This is a genomic window from Butyrivibrio sp. INlla14 (assembly GCF_900102515.1).
In the GTDB taxonomy this organism is placed as follows: domain Bacteria; phylum Bacillota; class Clostridia; order Lachnospirales; family Lachnospiraceae; genus Butyrivibrio.
In genome coordinates, this window is record NZ_FMVS01000019.1 from 45,054 (window position 1) to 62,389 (window position 17,336).

Annotated in this window: 16 protein-coding genes; all 16 read right to left on the reverse strand. The window is 43.4% G+C overall.

Annotated elements, in window-relative coordinates; translation table 11 throughout:
- Window position 1: 1 nt before the first annotated feature.
- The gene (locus BLO53_RS12795; RefSeq protein WP_092062326.1) at window positions 2-796 is read right to left on the reverse strand and encodes a hypothetical protein; all 795 of its coding nucleotides are present in this window, start codon (window positions 794-796) and stop codon (window positions 2-4) included.
- A 546-nt stretch (window positions 797-1,342) separates the two neighbouring features.
- On the reverse strand, window positions 1,343-2,746 hold the full coding sequence (rlmD, locus tag BLO53_RS12800) for a 23S rRNA (uracil(1939)-C(5))-methyltransferase RlmD (RefSeq protein ID WP_092062330.1): 1,404 nt from the start codon (window positions 2,744-2,746) through the stop codon (window positions 1,343-1,345).
- A gap of 181 nt (window positions 2,747-2,927) precedes the next feature.
- On the reverse strand, window positions 2,928-3,191 hold the full coding sequence (locus BLO53_RS12805; RefSeq protein ID WP_026488321.1) for a hypothetical protein: 264 nt from the start codon (window positions 3,189-3,191) through the stop codon (window positions 2,928-2,930).
- A 123-nt stretch (window positions 3,192-3,314) separates the two neighbouring features.
- Window positions 3,315-5,912, reverse strand: a complete 2,598-nt coding sequence (locus BLO53_RS12810) for a UvrD-helicase domain-containing protein (RefSeq protein ID WP_092062333.1) — start codon at window positions 5,910-5,912, stop codon at window positions 3,315-3,317.
- Window positions 5,913-5,943: 31 nt separating this feature from the next.
- The gene (locus tag BLO53_RS12815; protein ID WP_330388912.1) at window positions 5,944-6,651 is read right to left on the reverse strand and encodes a DUF1836 domain-containing protein; all 708 of its coding nucleotides are present in this window, start codon (window positions 6,649-6,651) and stop codon (window positions 5,944-5,946) included.
- Window positions 6,623-8,314, reverse strand: a complete 1,692-nt coding sequence (gene recN, locus BLO53_RS12820) for a DNA repair protein RecN (RefSeq protein WP_092062336.1) — start codon at window positions 8,312-8,314, stop codon at window positions 6,623-6,625. Before recN ends, BLO53_RS12815 begins: the two co-directional genes overlap by 29 nt.
- A 59-nt stretch (window positions 8,315-8,373) precedes the next feature.
- On the reverse strand, window positions 8,374-8,823 hold the full coding sequence (locus tag BLO53_RS12825; RefSeq protein WP_092062339.1) for an arginine repressor: 450 nt from the start codon (window positions 8,821-8,823) through the stop codon (window positions 8,374-8,376).
- Window positions 8,824-8,867: 44 nt separating this feature from the next.
- Window positions 8,868-9,716 (reverse strand): NAD(+)/NADH kinase, encoded by an 849-nt coding sequence (locus BLO53_RS12830; protein ID WP_092062342.1) that lies wholly within the window; start codon window positions 9,714-9,716, stop codon window positions 8,868-8,870.
- 2 nt (window positions 9,717-9,718) lie between these two features.
- On the reverse strand, window positions 9,719-10,621 hold the full coding sequence (locus BLO53_RS12835) for a TlyA family RNA methyltransferase (protein ID WP_092062345.1): 903 nt from the start codon (window positions 10,619-10,621) through the stop codon (window positions 9,719-9,721).
- Between the two features lie 9 nt (window positions 10,622-10,630).
- Window positions 10,631-12,484, reverse strand: coding sequence for a 1-deoxy-D-xylulose-5-phosphate synthase (gene dxs / locus BLO53_RS12840; protein ID WP_092062348.1), 1,854 nt, complete (start codon window positions 12,482-12,484; stop codon window positions 10,631-10,633).
- 23 nt (window positions 12,485-12,507) lie between these two features.
- The gene (locus BLO53_RS12845) at window positions 12,508-13,449 is read right to left on the reverse strand and encodes a polyprenyl synthetase family protein (protein WP_092062351.1); all 942 of its coding nucleotides are present in this window, start codon (window positions 13,447-13,449) and stop codon (window positions 12,508-12,510) included.
- Between the two features lie 5 nt (window positions 13,450-13,454).
- Window positions 13,455-13,697 (reverse strand): exodeoxyribonuclease VII small subunit, encoded by a 243-nt coding sequence (gene xseB / locus BLO53_RS12850; protein ID WP_092062354.1) that lies wholly within the window; start codon window positions 13,695-13,697, stop codon window positions 13,455-13,457.
- A 23-nt stretch (window positions 13,698-13,720) separates the two neighbouring features.
- Window positions 13,721-14,893, reverse strand: coding sequence for an exodeoxyribonuclease VII large subunit (gene xseA / locus BLO53_RS12855; protein ID WP_442857216.1), 1,173 nt, complete (start codon window positions 14,891-14,893; stop codon window positions 13,721-13,723).
- A gap of 37 nt (window positions 14,894-14,930) precedes the next feature.
- Window positions 14,931-15,332 (reverse strand): transcription antitermination factor NusB, encoded by a 402-nt coding sequence (gene nusB, locus BLO53_RS12860; protein WP_026488310.1) that lies wholly within the window; start codon window positions 15,330-15,332, stop codon window positions 14,931-14,933.
- 70 nt (window positions 15,333-15,402) lie between these two features.
- On the reverse strand, window positions 15,403-15,756 hold the full coding sequence (locus tag BLO53_RS12865; RefSeq protein ID WP_026488309.1) for an Asp23/Gls24 family envelope stress response protein: 354 nt from the start codon (window positions 15,754-15,756) through the stop codon (window positions 15,403-15,405).
- A 90-nt stretch (window positions 15,757-15,846) separates the two neighbouring features.
- Window positions 15,847-17,328, reverse strand: coding sequence for a transglutaminase domain-containing protein (locus tag BLO53_RS12870; protein ID WP_092062360.1), 1,482 nt, complete (start codon window positions 17,326-17,328; stop codon window positions 15,847-15,849).
- Window positions 17,329-17,336 lie beyond the last annotated feature (8 nt).

Here is a 17,336-nt window from a genome sequence, read left to right on the forward strand (position 1 = left end):
TTCAAAAAATGTATTTAAAAATCATCTTTTTTATAATCCTGTCGTTAAGCACATTTCCCGAAGATTCAAAAGATACTATTAGATTATCCCCTGGGAAATAGCCATTTGCAATATACGAGTTGATCTTCCGTACTGCTTTTTCCGCATATGACGGGTCATCCATTCTACCATCATGTTCCCAGTAAACTTCTTTACCATCTCTTTTCCTAAGAATAGTGAAATCAGGGTAGACAGTTCCTACTCCCTTAAGATTCAATGGGCATTCGTATTTGTACTCAATGCCTAAATCATAGAATGTATCTGCAATTATCTTTTCGGATTTAGATCGGACACGTTCCCCTTTCTTAGTGTAGATTACTGGAATGTTCTCAGAAAACTCTTTTCCTACGTACGTAATATCTTTCCATTCAGCAAGACGCTTCTCCCATGGCTTCTCTACTGGAATGACAAGTTTCTGTCTTACTGGATGTAACCGGTCATATATATCCTCAATTTCATTGTCGTTATATTCATCACTAAGCTTATTGATTTGTTTAATGCGCCTTTCTACTAACCTTTGTACCTTTTGGTCGTACGACTTTTGAGCTAGTTTAAATGCCAGTTCTTGATTTTCCTTCTTTATGAATTGTCCATTTTTATCCTGCTCAGTGCAATGCATGTATTGTATTTGACTCTTTCTGGTTGATGTTATTCTTAATGCACCATCTGGAACATCCTTAAGCCTATTATCTACAACAAGTTTTACCGCCTGCAGTTTCTCCTCCTCATGTTTTAGTAATTCTTTTAAACCATTCATTTACTTGTTACTTCTCCTTCTATTTGTTATTTCTATTACAAGTTTTTCTTTTGTATGTTGCTTTTACTTGTGTGTCTTTATTTGTCTGCCTATCGTTATGTATTTGCGGTTTTGGCAGGCTGTTTATCAGCGTACTGTCTGCCTTTTCGCTAGAAATATTGCACTTAGGCAGACTATCCCGCGCCCTAATGTCTGCTGACAAATGCATAAATGCATATTTAGGCAGGCTATTTGAAGGCATTTGGTCTGCTTAAATACAGCACCCTCAAATTCAAGCAGACAAATTCAATTGTTCTAGCCTGCTGATATTCCCAAATATAGGCATCAAGCAGACAAACACCAATAAATATGTCTGTTCTATATAAAAAAATTGGATTTGCAGCAGACAAGCTTTGAATAAAACGTCTGCTAAGAATCAAAAGTTCAAGATTGCGGCAGACTAAAAGCTTAGTCAGCCGCAATTATTAGAATAACTTGTTAGAATTTGTGATCAGAAAACTGTTTAGTCGACTTGTTTCCTGGGGTATTGCCCTCAAACCCGCATGGTTATGCGGTTGTCTTGGTGAGTAAGACGACGGTTTCTACATGATTTGTCCAGGGGAATTGATCCACGGCAACGGCTCTGCTCATGACGTAGCCGTTTTCCTGGAGGATTTCAAGGTCTCTGGCAAGGCTTGTTGGCTTGCAGGAGACATAGATCATGTACTGAACGCCGTAGTCAATGATCTTGGAGAGGGCCTTAGGGTTGATGCCGTCACGCGGAGGGTCGAGGATGATCATGTCAGGCTTGTCCTGGATGTCATCAAGGACCTTGAGTACGTCGCCCGCGATAAATTCGCAGTTATCAAGGTGATTGAGCTTGGCATTTTCCTTGGCTGCCTCGACAGCTTCTTCTACAATTTCTACACCGATAACCTTGTTGGCAACAGGCGCAAGGAGCTGGGAAATCGTACCAGTTCCGGAATATAGATCGTAGATTACACCGTCTTTACTAATCTTCTTCTGGTCGTAGAGGCTCTTGATGTAGTCTCTTACAGTCTGATAGAGAACTTCAGCACTTAAGCTATTTGTCTGGAAGAAGGAAAATGGTGTAATCCTGAACTTAAGGCCTAATAGGTGCTCGTAAAAGAAATCCTGGCCATAGAGGATCTCTGTGCCTTCGTCTATGACTGCATCAGCAAGAGAGTCATTTTGGGTGTGGAGGATACCTGTAATCCTGCCATCAAGAGTCAGGGACAAAAGAGCATCCTTAAAACCAGTAAGATCATGCTGCTCCTGAGTAGTAGTTATAAGGTCAACTAAGATATCTCCTGTCCTTACAGCCTTTCTGACAAGGAGGTGACGAAGATATCCTGTCTGTTTCATCCTATGGTAAAAAGAGATTTCTCCATTTGCGTGCATAGGTGAAAAGTAATCAAGTGTCGCAGAAAGAATAGCTCTGTAATCATCATCTACTATTCTACAGCCGCTAACTGTAACTATATCGTAAAAGCTGCCTTTTTTGTGCATTCCAAGGCACAATGGGCCGCCCATAACTTCATCGCCAAAGGTGAATTCCATTTTATTTCTGTACGCAAACTTAACCGGACTAGTCTTGATTCCTTCCCAGTTAACGCGCTCAGACTGTCTGTCCATGGCAGGCTTAAGAAGGGCTCTGACCTGCTGCTCTTTAAGGCCCAATTCCTTGACATATGGCATAGTAAGATAACTACAGCCGCCACACTTGCCAAAGTGGATACAAGGGCTCTCAATAGCATCTGTAGGCTCCTCAAGTACCTCAACAAGCCTTCCCTCTGCCCTGTCCTTGCGGACCTTCTGAATTTGCACAGAAACCTTCTGATCTGGGAGAACGCCCTTTACAACGACCTTACCCTCAGCAGTTTCCACGATTCCTTTGTTGGGGAAATCAACCCTTTTTACAATTCCTTCAATAATCTCTTTCTTTTTCACGGTAAAAAATCTTTCTATCTTTCAAAAATAAATAATTTCGCATATCTCATCTACATATCTGCACTCAGCAAAAAATGTAGTGTTTCCAGTTTCACAGGAATAGCTATTCTGGAACAGTATAAGAGCCAAGCTGCGCCAAAGCATCCGGCACACTTGGCCCCAAATTTTATCTTTTTCCACGTCACTCTTTGATGAAGTCCTCATCATCGAAGTCGTCATCAAAATCATCAAAATCGTCGTCATAGTAATCATCTTCAAATGCTGGTGTCATATAGCGATAAACCAAAAATGAGATGATAGCTACAGCAGAAGCTGCACCAAGTACAGCCAATACCCAGAGGATCACATTGGAAGGCTTCTTGGCATTAGCCGCTTCTCTCTTGTCCAGTAACTCGTTGATTCTTGTCAATTCAATAATTTCATCAATCTTAGATTTTACTTCCATGGTAACCCCTTTCTCATAAAAAAATAATTCTGTAATAAGTATAACATAGATTCCTATTTTCATCAGAAAAAACAAGGAATCCCAAAATGAACCGTTGACTCCGTCCCAAGGTCCATTTCCGGCTCAGATTTTCTTGAGCTTGGCGAAGGCTGCGTACATGATCTTCTGGCCGCAGTCGTCAAATTCTACGGTAACTTTATAGTCTCTTGGACCTTCTTCAAGGCCAGTGACTACTCCTACGCCATACTTGATGTGTGATACCTTGTCGCCGACGCTGTATTCAGGCTTGCCCATAGTTGTAGGCATTCCCTTGGACAGGCCAGCAAGACTTCCCTTGGTGTGGGTCTTGGCTACGCTTGAGATGTATGGTTTATCCTTGGGCTGAGCACGCTTAAGTGGCGGCTTGTTTACAGGTGACGCCTTCAATTTGTATGTGTTAGCCAGTCCTGACCTTGCACCAGCACCAGAACCGCCATTTCCTGTTCCACCATATCCTGATTTAGAGCCTGCACCATCCACACTAGTACCGTATCCACTGCCCTTAGCAGCGGTTTCGTTGGCCTTTCTGATACCCTTGGCGTAGGCTGGCTTTATTCCCGAATAGCCCAGGTCGCTGTCTGGTATCTCATCAGAGTAGGTGTTGTATCTCTTGTTGTAGCCACGGCTATAAGCGGAATCATCTGAATATGTTGACTCGACTCCCTCGTACTCGTCGATTGAGTCGCCGTCATCAAAAAGAAATGCCGGCTTATTGCTTTCTCTTAGGCCTGACTTGTCAAGAAGTTCGTCCGGAATCTCGTAGACAAATCTGCTGGTCTGGTGGTACTCATTTCTGCCCCAAACCTTCCTCATTCTGGCAGCTGACAAAGTGAGGTGGCGCTTTGCACGGGTTATACCTACGTATGCAAGTCTTCGCTCCTCCTCTATGTCCTCAGGGTCCTCTTCTCCTCCGTCAAAAGAAACATGGCTTGGGAATACTCCCTCTTCCATTCCTGCAAGGTAAACATGCTCAAACTCAAGTCCCTTGGCGCTGTGAAGGGTCATAAGAAGAACCTTCTCATTATCTTCACCAATCTTATCTATATCAGCGATAAGAGCAACTTCCTCCAAAAAGCTTGAAAGAGAAGCCTCTTCCCCTGTTTCCTCTGCCTTTTCCTCGAAGGATGCAATCTTAGAAATAAGTTCGTCCACGTTCTGGGCTCTGTCGTTATCTCCGCTGTCATCCTCATCATCAATGGTCTTAAGATAATCCATATATCCAACTACATCAATGACATCCTTGAGGAGATCTTCCAGAGAATAGGTCTTCATCTTGGTCCTGAAAGCGCGGATCATTGTAACAAAGTCCATAAGCTTACCAGCACTTCTTGAAACTGCCATGATCTGGTCAGCTTCGCAGAGAGCTTCAAAGAAGCTTATTCTTCTCTCATCCGCGTAGTTCTGGACATAATCAAGGGTTGTGGCACCTATACCACGCTTTGGCACGTTGATGATTCTTTTTACAGCCACATCATCTGAGCCGTTATCAATGGTCTTGAGGTAAGCCAAAAGATCTTTTATCTCGCGTCTTGCATAGAAGTTCGTACCACCTACGATATCATAAGGGATACCCTCATGAACAAAGCGCTCTTCTATAAGTCGTGACTGAGCGTTGGTCCTATAGAGTACCGCGCACTCATCATAGGATAGCTTACCGTTTCTCTTTAACTTACCGATATCAGAAGCAATAAACTCTGCCTCATCATAGGCTGTATCAAACTGGCGCAAACGAACCTTGTCGCCATCTTTTTCATCAGTCCAAAGAGCTTTATCCTTACGGCCGAAATTATTCTGGATAACTGCATTTGCAGCATCCAGGATCTGCTGCGTTGATCTGTAGTTCTGCTCAAGCTTTATGACAGTGGCATTCTTGTAAACCTTCTCAAAGTCCAGGATGTTCCTGATATTGGCACCTCTGAATCTATAGATACTCTGGTCATCATCACCTACAACGCAAAGATTCTGGTACTTGTCCGCAAGAAGCCTTATAAGCTCAAACTGGGCATTGTTAGTGTCCTGATACTCATCAACCATGATGTACTTAAATCGCTCCTGATAGGAGTCAAGAACATCAGGATTTTTCTTAAAAAGCTCAACAGTCTTGACAATAAGGTCGTCAAAGTCCATGGCATTGTTCTTTTTAAGAGCTGCCTGATACTCAGTGTAGGCCTTGGAAATCTTGACCTTTATATGGTCATTCTGCGTAGCCAGAGCATATTCCTCTGGAGATACCAGATTGTCCTTGCACTTGGAAATACTGCTCATGATCTGACGAAGCTTAAGTGTTGTGGTCTCGAGCTGATATTTCTTGCAAATGTCCTTCATTACTGTCTTGGAGTCATCTGTATCATAAATTGTAAAATTATTGCCGTAGCCAAGCTTGTCCGCGTATCTTCTAAGAATGCGAACGCAACTGGAGTGGAAGGTTGAAACCCAGATACTCTCGGCTCCAAAGCCAACTATTTTATCTACCCTCTCACGCATCTCCCCGGCTGCCTTGTTGGTAAAGGTGATAGCCATGATGTTCCAGGGGTTAACATTGCATTCGTCTATAAGATAAGCCACTCTGTGGGTCAAAACCCTGGTCTTACCTGAACCTGCGCCAGCCAGAATAAGGACTGGTCCGTCTGTCTGAAGCACAGCCTTTTTCTGCTGCATATTAAGTGTATCGTAAATTCCCATCTATATCTTAATTCCTTTATATCCGTAATTCTCACTTCTTGTCTTTGCCCTTATCCTTAGACTTCTCCTTGGCTGCTGCCTTGGTCTCAGTCACATTATCAAGGATTTTCTCGATAAGAAGCTTTTTAACGTAAACATCATAGGACAACTCAATGATAAAAGAGATCATCTGCATCTTCTTTTTCTCTTCATCGCTGATATTCTCGTCCTTGAAGGTCTCAAGAGCCCTTGCATATTTCTTTTTAAGGTCCTCTATAACGGGCTCTAGAGCCTCACTCTGAAGTTCATAGGCGTTCTGATAGATCCTGCTAAGGTTCAGCTCGTCATCACTTCTGTGGAACCTGTCATTTAAAGGCCCTAAAAGAGTCTGAATGTCATTTATGGACAGGATGTTCTTGAGATAGTAAATAAAAATAAGCAAAATGACGTGGTCTCTTGAATACTTCTTCCTGACAGGAGGAGGCAGCAGATCATTCTTGGCATAGTTATTTATCATAGTCTTTGTAAGGATCTTGTCGGTCTCCGGATGACGTGTTGTCTTTTTAAGCCTCTCATCCATAAAGGTCGTGAGCTGATCCATATAAAGATCTATGTTCGGCATCTCATCAAGAGAAATCGTATCGATTCTTCCAAGAGATGCGATTATGCTGTTCATTAGATTGTCATTATCAATTGTCATTATTACTATCCTCGTAGCACACCCCAAAAACTTAACTTCTCTTACTCTCAAGAGCTTCATTTCTCATTTCCTGAGCATTTTGCACCACTGCATCAGTAATCTTGTCACCTCCAAGGAGTCTTGCAAGTTCTCCAATGGAAGCCTCTTCAGAAAGGGCGTAGATATTAGTCACAGTCCTTCCATCTGACAAGCTCTTTTCGATCATAAAGTGCTCATCTGCCATGGCTGCAATCTGCGGAAGATGCGTGATACAAATGATCTGGTGCTCCCTCGAAAGCTGCCCAAGCTTTTTGGAAACCTTCCATGCAGTCTTGCCACTAATTCCCGCATCTATCTCATCAAAGATAAGAGTACTAATGTCATCCTTGTCGGCAACTACAGTCTTGAGCGCCAGCATTATCCTTGAAAGCTCACCACCGCTTGCAATCTTTTCAAGAGGACGAAGATCCTCCCCTGGGTTTGTAGATATCATGAACTCTACGCTATCATACCCCTTGGAAGTAACGCTATTTTCATCGCTCTTTATAGAAATCTCAAATCGAACATCCAGGAAATTCAGATCAATAAGCGCCTCCGTAAGCTTTTTCTCAAGCCCCTTAGAAGCCTTCTTCCTGATATCTGAGATCTTTTTACACAGCAAAAGAACTTTCTCTTCCTGGGCCTTGAGCTCTGCCTGTAGCTTATTTCTGTGGGCATCAAGATCTGATAAGGTATCGAGCCTTTCCTGTTTCCTTGATAGTTCCAAAAGAACTGCCTCTATACTGCCACCATACTTGTCCTTGAGGTGGTTGATCACATTTAGCCTGTCCTCAACCGTGTGAAATTCTTCATCATCAAACTCAAGGTCACTAATATAGCCAGACAGAGAGTGGTTGAAATCAGTCAAAAGATTTTCCACATCCGAAAGCTGGCTTAGAAGATCCTCAAGCTCGCTGTCGTAGGAAGAAACAGATGACAGTTCCCTCACAGCTCTTCCGATCATGTCAGATGCGCTCTCCTCGGACTCTCCAGAACCAGTCATAGAAAGAGCTACCCCTGCAGCTTCAGAAATCTTGCGACTATTTACCATTTTGTGGTATCTAGCTTCAAGCTGCTCATCTTCGCCGGCAACGAGTTCTGCATCAGAAATCTCAGAAACCTCAAATTCAAGAAGTTCCTGCTCTCTCATCCTGGAATTTTCATCCATGGAAGTTTCATCCAGTTTTTCTCTGATGTCCTCTAGAACACGCAGATTTTCTTTAAGCTGGGCCGGAAGATTTTTAAGATCATCCATACAATATTCATCAAGAATCTCCAGATGTTTGTTCTTGTGAAGGAGCTCCTGATGATCATTTTGTCCGTGGATATTTATCAGAATATTAGAAATGTCTTTTAACTGTCTTGCAGTGACGTTTTCCCCGCAAACCTTAGATACACTTCTACCCTGCATGAGCTTTCTCTGTATGACTACTGTTCCATCCTCATCAGGCTGGATATCCATAGCCTCCAGTAGCTTTCTCTGAGCTTCATTCTCAAGCCCAAAGACAAGCTCTACAAGAGCATATTCCTCCCCGGTTCTTATAAGGCCTGCATCGGCCTTTCCTCCCAGCGCCAGGTTCACAGAGCCAATGACTACTGATTTACCTGCACCAGTTTCTCCAGTAAGGATATTAAGTCCTTTGGAGAACTCAATCTCCTGCTCCTTAATTAGAGCAAGATTCTTAACGTGTAAACTGTATAACATATTTCCTCATCCTTTTTCGAAATGAGAACCCCGTCTTATTTATAGTAAAAAGAACTAACTCACTCCAGCATTTCACGGAATTTATCCATTACTTCCAGGGCTTCCTCGTTAGTCTTTATAGCTATCATAATAGTGTCATCTCCCGCTATGCATCCAACAATCTGCGGCATTTCAATAGCATCAATTGCTGCTGCAAGAGCCATTGCCATTCCTGAAACTGTCTTGATAACGAGAATATTCTGAGCCAGATCCATCTTAACAAATCCGGCCTTTAGTACGCTTACATACTTGTCCTGCATAGCTTCAGGATCTGCAGATGAATAAACATACTTCTGTCTGCCGTCCTCTGTTACCTGTTTGCTGAGCTTCATCTGCCTGATATCCCTTGAAACAGTGGCCTGAGTAACATCGTAGCCCTCATCCTTAAGAAGACTTGCCAGCTGTTCCTGAGTCTCGACTTCATATTTGGCTATAAGCTCAATTATCTTGTCATGTCTGTTTTTTTTCATACAAAAGTACCCCACTCACAATATCCAGTAAATCATTACATCATTTATTTATCAAATTTCTTACCAAGAGCCTGCAAAAAGCTTACCTTGTTAAGCTTGACTATCTTGGTTGTCTTATTAGCTCTTTCTATTTCAATCCTGCTGCCTGTCTGAAGTTCCAGCCTTCCGCTTCCGTCAAAATAAGCAATTGACTTCTGCACAGCTCCACCTCTGCCCTCTCTCATGACCACTGTTATCTTGGTCTTATCTGAAAGAACCATACTCCTTGAATTAATAGTATGTGGACAGATAGGAGTAATCAGGATCATATTGGCTGAAGGCTCAACGATAGGACCTCCCGCTGACAGGCTGTAACCTGTTGAACCTGTCGGAGTTGAAATTGCAATTCCATCTGCGTGATAATTGCAAAGAAACATATCGTTTACATATATGTCAAAGTTGATAATAGAAAACTCTCCAGCTCTGGTAATAATAATGTCATTGAGGGCGTAGTCGTGTTTGTCATCAACAACTCCATAGAGCATCATCCTGTCTTCTATATCATAGTCACCTGCAAGGAGCTGACGCAGAGCATCATCAACATTTCCAACCTCTACATCTGCAAGATATCCAAGTGTACCCAAGTTTACACCAATAAGCGGAACATCAAGGTAAGCTGCGCTTCTTGCTGCCTGCAGCATTGTTCCGTCTCCGCCCAGGACTATGCAGCATTCTGCCTCTTCTGGTATCACACTTAAAAAATCTCTAGATACTTTGTTATCTGATTCCTGCTTGTCTATGTTTTCTGCTATTACACATTTCTTGCCATGACTTTCAAGGTATTCCTTGATGTGCATAGTCATTTCAAGATTCTTGTCCTTGTCCTTGTTAGTAACTAAGCAAAAGCAATCCATAATTATTTATCTAAGCTCCCATGCGCTCTTGCAACAGTTTCTGCAATGAGCTTTTCCATTTCAGGGCTATGTGAAAAGCCATCGCCCTGCTCCTCCACAACTTTAAGTGTCTTCTCTCCCTCAGCCTCAGTCAGCTCTTTTACCCTGTCATTAGCTTCTGGGTTCTTGCTGATGTGGACCAGATACTCAATATTACCCTCCGGCCCCTTAATAGGCGAATAATCAAGATGAAGAACATCAAAACCGGCTATATCCACGAAATCAATGATCCTATGGACAACTTCCTCATGAACCTTGGGGTCTCTTACAACTCCCTTTTTACCGACTTTTTCTTTGCCAGCCTCAAACTGAGGCTTTATAAGGCATACCATCTCGCCTCTGTCTCTAAGAAGCCTTCTTGCTGGCAACAGAATCTTCGTAAGGGAGATAAAAGATACATCGCAGGAAGCAAAGTCCAGGTCGTCCTGAATGTCGTCCCTTACCATATACCTGAAATTGGTCTTCTCCATGCATACTACGCGGTCATCGCTTCTAAGCTTCCAGTCCAGCTGGCCATGGCCCACATCCACCGAATACACCTTGGATGCACCATTTTGAAGCATGCAGTCAGTAAATCCGCCTGTAGAAGCTCCAATATCCATACAAATCTTATTTTCAAGAGAAAAGTCAAAGTTATTGACAGCCTTTTCAAGCTTGAGCCCGCCTCGGCTCACGTAGGGAAGTGTATCTCCCCTGACTTCAAGGCTTGTTATCTTGGCTTCCTCAAAGGTTGTTCCAGGCTTGTCCTCTCTTTGTCCGTTGACAAAAACTTCTCCGGCCATTATAAGTGTCTTGGCCTTTTCTCTTGAAGGCGCAAGTCCTCTGTTTACAAGAAGAACATCCAGCCTCTCTTTTTCTTTTGCCATAATCTTTCCTTATTTCCTAATTTCTTCAAGTACACGGTTTGCAACAGACTCAGGGTCCATTGAAAGCTCCTTGTAGAGCTGGTCTACGCTTCCGTGTGTCACAAACTTATCTGGTATTGCAATTGATAAGACGGATGCATCAATCCTGTTCTCATCGATATACTTTCTGACTTTCTCTCCATAGCCGCCTGTAGCCACGTTTTCTTCCATTGTTACAAACAACTTGTGAGTCTTGCTGGCTGCGTGGATATAGTCAGTGTCAATAGGCTTTACAAATCTGGCATTAACAAGTGAACACTTAATGCCATTTTCCTTGAGGATTTCTCTTGTCTTTTCAGCGATCTTGACCATGCTGCCTACAGCCAAAAGACATACATCCTTCTCTTCATAAATAGGCTCGCACTTGCCCATGACAATAGGAGCTCTGAACTCCTGAAGCCCTGAATAAGCGTTGCCTCTTGGATATCTGACTGTGATAGGTCCGTCAAAATCCACCGCAAACTTTAGCATATCTGAAAGTTCCCATTTATTCTTTGGGGCCATGATATGCATGTTAGGCATAGTCGACATATAGGAAAGATCGAAGATTCCCTGATGGGTTTCTCCATCACTTCCCACAAGTCCTGCCCTGTCTATAGCAAACACAACTGGAAGATTCTGAAGGCAGACATCTTCTAATATCTGATCATATGCTCTTTGTAAAAAAGATGAATAAACCGCAAACACAGGCTTGTACCCGCCTATAGCCATGCCTGCCGCAAAGGTAACAGCGTGTTCCTCTGCTATTCCTGCATCCACAAATCTGTCAGGATACATGTTGCGGAATCTCTTAAGTCCCGTACCATCTGCCATAGCAGCTGTGATGGCAACCACCTTGTCATCCCTTGCCCCTAGCTTACACATTACAGTACTGAAAATATCCTGGTAATTAGCAGTAGTCCTGGGATTTCTGGGAAGCCCGTTCTCTATAAGGAAAGGCTCTGTTCCGTGGAATCTTGCAGGGTGCCTCTCTGCAGGCTCAAAGCCCTTGCCCTTCTTGGTCATAACGTGGATCATGACAGCTTTTTTGACCTTCTTGGCTTCCTTTATGGTTCTGACAAGAGCCTGGGTATCATGTCCATCAACAGGTCCCAGATAAGTAATTCCAAGGTTTTCAAAGACCATTCCTGGTATAAAGAGCTGCTTAAAGCTGTTCTTGGCACGTCTGATGCTGTCAACCATCTTGGGATTGGAATTACGAAGCTGTTCATAAACATCCCACTTAAGGTTAAGGTAGCCTTCTGCAGTACGGACAGAATCAAGGTATCTTCTCATTCCGCCAACGCTCTCAGAAATAGACATTTCATTGTCGTTGAGGATTATGATGTAGTTGGTCTCAAGCTTGGCTGCGTTGTTGAGAGCTTCATAAGCAAGGCCTCCAGTAAGAGAGCCATCTCCAATAACAGAAACAACTGTATAATCCTCTCCCTTAAGGTCTCTGGCCTTGACCATTCCAAGACCTGCAGAAATAGAGGTAGAGCTGTGTCCTGTATCAAAACAGTCGGTGTCTGACTCGCTTCTCTTAGGAAAGCCGCTCATGCCGCCAAACTGGCGCAGGTGGTCGAACTGATCCTTTCTGCCAGTTAAAAGCTTATGAGTGTAGCACTGATGTCCTACGTCCCAGATTATCTTATCCTCAGGAAGATCAAGTGCAACGTGGAGAGCCATAGTAAGCTCTACAGTTCCAAGATTAGATGCCAGGTGTCCACCTGTGACAGATAGCTTTTCTATTAAAAATTGTCTTATCTCCTGGGCAAGCTCAGGATATTTCGACTTGGGAATATCCTTGATGTCCCCGGTTTTATTTATCTGATCAAGAAGCATTTCTCCGCTCCCTTCATTTCGTATTACTTTTGTCTATAGATGAGGTAGTTAAAGAGCTGATCAAGAAAGCTTCCCTTAAATCCAAGCTCCTCTAAAATATTCATAGCCTCATCCGATAGCTCTTTTACCTTGGAAACAGCATTGTCCATTCCATAAAGGCTCACATAGGTGCTCTTGCCATTCTTCTCATCGGAGCCGATTGGCTTTCCAAGGACCTCTGCTGTGCTGGTGATATCAAGAATATCATCCTGGATCTGGAAGGCGATTCCAACGTTGCTGCCAGCCTTCTCAATCTGAGAAACCTGGGCAGAAGTCGCTCCACCAAGGATAGCCCCTATCATAAGACTTGATTCTATCAGGGCTCCAGTCTTGTTTTCATCTATGTAATGAAGAGTATCCTTCATCTCATCATCTGCTATATCCGTTGCATTCTCGGCGCAGATATCAGCGCACTGACCGCCAACCATGCCGTAGATTCCGGCTTTTTCAGTAAGCACCTTAAGTGCTGCCATATACCTGTTTGAAGTTTCGCCGTCAAAAAGAGATAGCTCTTTTCCCTTTATAGCACCTAATACCGCGGTTTCATAGGCAAGATTTAAAAGGCCATCCCCTGCAAGGGTAGCCATCCCAGCCCCATATACAGCGTGGGTTGTCTTCCTGCCTCTTCTGTACTCATCATTATCCATAGCCGGGAGATCATCGTGAACAAGAGAATATGTGTGGATCATCTCCATGGCCGCCATAAATGGCCTAATAACGTCCTCGCTTGCATTCTCTCCAGCAAAAAGTTTGTAAGCTTCAAGCATCATCATAGGCCTTAGCCTCTTGCCGCCTGCCATAAGACTGTAATTCATAGCCTCGATAACAGTTCTTGCGTAGCCTGACTCTTTTGGTAAAAAAGCTTTCAAAACCTCTTCTATACGAGATGCCTTATCCGATAGTCTGTTTTCAAAGTCGCTTCCCATAGTACTTATTCAAAGTCTGTAAGACTTCCATCCTCCGCAATTTTCTGAACTTTTTTCTCTACTTCCTCTATAGTCTCGTGGGCATATTTAAGAAGTTCCATGCCTTTCTGGTACTGCTTAAAAGAATCCTCAAGACTGATCTCATCGCTGTCCAGAGCCTGGATCTTTGCCTCTATTTCAGCAAAGGCCTCTTCTACAGAGAGCTTTTTATCCTGCTGTATTTCTTCTTCCTTTTTCCTTGGTGCCATATCTATCTCCTGTGTCCCTGCAACTAATTGCTCTGGTAGTTCATCTCGGTTGCCTCTGTAACCTGAGCCTTAATCTTACCATCTGTCACGTATAAAGAAATCTCGTCACCCTTTTTAACTTGGCTGATGCTGCGGATATTGCTGCCATCAGAGGCTGCCGCATAGGAGTAACCGCCCTTAAGCCTGTCAAGTGGCGATAAGCCTTTTAGTCTTTCAATATCAACCTCAAGCCTGTGCCTGTAACTTAAGACTTTCCTGTCCATCAGCCCCTGTAGCTGGTCCTGATACTGATCCATCCTAAGGAGTCTGTCCTTGATCTTACCCATAGGACTTAAAAGACGAAGTGACTCTTTATACCTTGTCTCCTGCATCTTCAGATCAGAAATCCGCCTGTCCATGGACCTATGAAGGGAATAAGCATAGTCCTGAAGATCCTGCAAGAATCTCTCGTATTCAAAAACAGCAATCTCTGCCGCCGCAGAAGGTGTAGGTGCTCTTCTGTCCGCAACATAGTCCGCTATTGTAGTATCCGTTTCGTGTCCAACTGCTGAAATAATTGGAATAGGGCAATCGAAAATGGCCTGAGCCACTATCTCTTCATTGAATGCCCATAAGTCTTCTATAGAACCTCCGCCTCGGCCCACAATGATAACGTCTACCTGTTTCTGTGTTAAGGCTTCTATGCCTCTTACTATACTCTCAGGAGCCTCATCACCCTGAACTATAGCGGGATAAAGAACTATCTGGATATGTGGATTTCTTCTGGTGGCAACGTTTATGATGTCACGCACCGCTGCTCCCGTAGGGGCTGTAACAACGCCGAGAGTATGTATATATCTGGGGATAGGCTGTTTGTACTCAGCAGCAAAAAGCCCCATTTCTGACAATCTCTTTTTAAGCTCTTCATAGCGCTCATAAAGAGCACCAGCTCCGTCCAATAAAATTTCCCTGGCATAGAGCTGATACTTGCCGTCTCTTTCATATACATCTATGGTCCCGGTGATCTTGACCTGCTGGCCTTCCTTCATCTGGAATTTCAGGCCGCCTCTTTCTCTGTCCCCCCGGAACATAACACAGGCAATAGCGCCTCCGGCATCCTTGAGTGTAAAATAGATATGACCGGAGGAATGATATTTGCAATTGCTCACTTCTCCCTTAACAGTAATGGACTTTAAAAGAAAGTCCTGAGTGAACATGTTCTTTATGTATGCATTAACCTGTGTGACTGTATATTCACTGCGCAAATTTAGCTAACACTCCATTTACAAATGCTGGTGAACCATCCTGTCCAAACTTCTTGGCAAGTTCAACAGCTTCATTGATAGCAACACCTGTAGGAACTGACTCATCGTACTGGATCTCGTATACAGCAAGTCTGATGATAGTAAGATCAACCTTGGCCATACGCTTAGTATCCCAGCCTGTTGCCTTCTCATTGATAGCCTTGTCGATGTCCTCGAGCTTCTCAGCTATCTTCTCATATTTGTCTCTGATGTAATCAGCGTCTGACTTGGAAAAATCAAGGTCGCCCTCTGTTGTAAAGAGTTCCTCCTGCTCAGACATTTCTTCCTTGGTGTTAAATTCAACACGAAAGAGCAGCTGGAAAATCTGCTCTCTAAGTTCTGTTCTATTCATATTTATTATCCATTCTAAAAAAGTAGTATATCAGTTACTCTTGCGGTTTCTCATCCGCGGCTCTGTGATATCAAGCCTTAGGCATTACGATTCCTGCGATCCTGATATTAACATCAGTAACCTCAAGGCCTGTCATGTTCTCTATAGTAGTCTTAACACGAGTCTGAGCCTGCTGGCAAGTTGCTGGAATGTTGTAGCCATAAGCCATCATAAGTGAAAGATCAACCTTGACATCAGATGAACCGATCATGACCTTGGCACCCTTGGATAAGTTCTTGCGGCTTACCTTCTCAAGAGTATCACTTACAAATCCTCCTGCCATTGCTGAAACGCCGTCAACCTCAAGAGCTGCCAAAGCAGCAATTCTTGCTACAACGTCATCCGCAATCTTAACTGATCCAATCTCTGCTAACTCTTTACCCATTTTATCTACTCCTCATTGTTGTGAAGTTTATTCTGAATTATTATACCATATATCAAGCCGTTTGGCATAAATACTGCATAGGCCGTAAATTCACCTGATCCAGAAGATCATTGTGTTGGTATCCACAAAGGTTGTGTAGGATACAGAGGAATTATCCCCCTGCATATAGTTAAACACCTGCCTCTGTGTTATAAGCTGCTCAAAAAGCTGGTCGTAAACATCTCTGTCAGCACACTTTATCACTACGCTTGAGCTTCCGTCCTGATATCTTCTGTTAAAAAGATCTCCCACCAGCACCAGTTCCGGAGTTGTAAAATACTCATCCTCCCTGACATAGTAGTTATCCTTCATACTAGCACAATCTGGCATATAAATGATATCTGAAACGGTGTGATTTTTTTCTATTTCATCTGTAGTGACATTAAGATAATCATAATTAACTGCCGGAAGCCTTGTGGAGTCAGCGTTTTCGCCATTACCAACCTGATAGGAGGAATCTCCCCAGGTAACATCCACATAGTAATAGACGTCATTGCACAAAACCAGATTCCAGGCATGTCTTACATCTTTAGCCTTCTTGGTATCCACAGTTCCTGTAACCAGAGTACTCTTTATACCAAGTTTTCCCAAAAGAAGCTGCATAGCCTTGGCATAGCCATTACATACGCTTCGTCCCTCGATGAAAACAGAGCAGATATTCTGATTATCAGGAGCCTCAAGGTCATACTCAACATTCTGTATCAGATATTCGTACAGATACTTGATCGCATAATAATCATCCTCAGAAGATGGCGCCCCGGCAAGGATCCGGTTGACTTCCTGGTTGATGAGAGTCTGTTTCTCTTTTACCTCATCCTCTGTATAGATGTAGTTGCCAGAGAAGCTGATCTTGGTTATAGCGCCGTCTATGGTGTAATTGGTATATCTGTAACCATCGACGTAAAAGAGCTCCGGGTGATCCGCGCAGACGTAGTCAAAAACCAGGTCTATGGCCTCATCACTTGTTGTAGAAACCGGCACATTCTCACTCATGGTCTGAATGATGGACAGAATCTCAACATAAAGAGTCTGACCAGAACCTGTTAGTCTGTCAAAGGCGTATAGGCCCTGCTGCTCACTCTTTAGCTTTTTAACATTATCAGGAGTAAGGCCTGCATTTTGCCTGGCTGCCTTCATCTGTTCGTTGAGCTCAGCCTCTGTAAGTTCCTTGTAGGAAGAGGAATAAGACTTATCCGCATCATAGCCGCCTTCATAGAAAGCCGTAGTAGTTCCAGAAGTCTCCCCATCGCTGGCAAAAGAAATCTCGCCTGTAGCCTCTATCTCATCTGCAGAGTACTCGTTATCGGCAGGCTGATAGGAAGGAGCCAGGTCAAAAGAGCTGCTGGTAGAATCCTCTGAAACTACAAGGGTCTCCTCTCTTGAGGCATAGTCATCCTCATAGGCAGGTTCCTTCATCCCCAGTATTTCCAGATACTCATCAAAGCTTGAATACTGGCATCCAGACAAAGTCAGTGCTGTAGTAAGCGCTGCAAGAAATAATGCTATTTTGTTTTTAGCACGTTTCTCCCTCAATATTTAAG

Excerpts from the sequence above, each read along its gene's own strand:
- BLO53_RS12825 (WP_092062339.1), bottom strand. The coding sequence starts at position 8,823 with ATGAAAAAAAACAGACATGACAAGATAATTGAGCTTATAGCCAAATAT.
- BLO53_RS12835 (WP_092062345.1), bottom strand. The coding sequence starts at position 10,621 with ATGGCAAAAGAAAAAGAGAGGCTGGATGTTCTTCTTGTAAACAGAGGA.
- BLO53_RS12845 (WP_092062351.1), bottom strand. The coding sequence starts at position 13,449 with ATGGGAAGCGACTTTGAAAACAGACTATCGGATAAGGCATCTCGTATA.
- xseA (WP_442857216.1), bottom strand. The coding sequence starts at position 14,893 with ATGTTCACTCAGGACTTTCTTTTAAAGTCCATTACTGTTAAGGGAGAA.
- nusB (WP_026488310.1), bottom strand. The coding sequence starts at position 15,332 with ATGAATAGAACAGAACTTAGAGAGCAGATTTTCCAGCTGCTCTTTCGT.
- dxs (WP_092062348.1), bottom strand. The coding sequence starts at position 12,484 with ATGCTTCTTGATCAGATAAATAAAACCGGGGACATCAAGGATATTCCC.
- BLO53_RS12815 (WP_330388912.1), bottom strand. The coding sequence starts at position 6,651 with ATGAAGCTCTTGAGAGTAAGAGAAGTTAAGTTTTTGGGGTGTGCTACG.
- recN (WP_092062336.1), bottom strand. The coding sequence starts at position 8,314 with ATGTTATACAGTTTACACGTTAAGAATCTTGCTCTAATTAAGGAGCAG.
- xseB (WP_092062354.1), bottom strand. The coding sequence starts at position 13,697 with ATGGCACCAAGGAAAAAGGAAGAAGAAATACAGCAGGATAAAAAGCTC.
- BLO53_RS12865 (WP_026488309.1), bottom strand. The coding sequence starts at position 15,756 with ATGGGTAAAGAGTTAGCAGAGATTGGATCAGTTAAGATTGCGGATGAC.
- BLO53_RS12805 (WP_026488321.1), bottom strand. The coding sequence starts at position 3,191 with ATGGAAGTAAAATCTAAGATTGATGAAATTATTGAATTGACAAGAATC.
- BLO53_RS12810 (WP_092062333.1), bottom strand. The coding sequence starts at position 5,912 with ATGGGAATTTACGATACACTTAATATGCAGCAGAAAAAGGCTGTGCTT.
- BLO53_RS12830 (WP_092062342.1), bottom strand. The coding sequence starts at position 9,716 with ATGGATTGCTTTTGCTTAGTTACTAACAAGGACAAGGACAAGAATCTT.
- BLO53_RS12795 (WP_092062326.1), bottom strand. The coding sequence starts at position 796 with ATGAATGGTTTAAAAGAATTACTAAAACATGAGGAGGAGAAACTGCAG.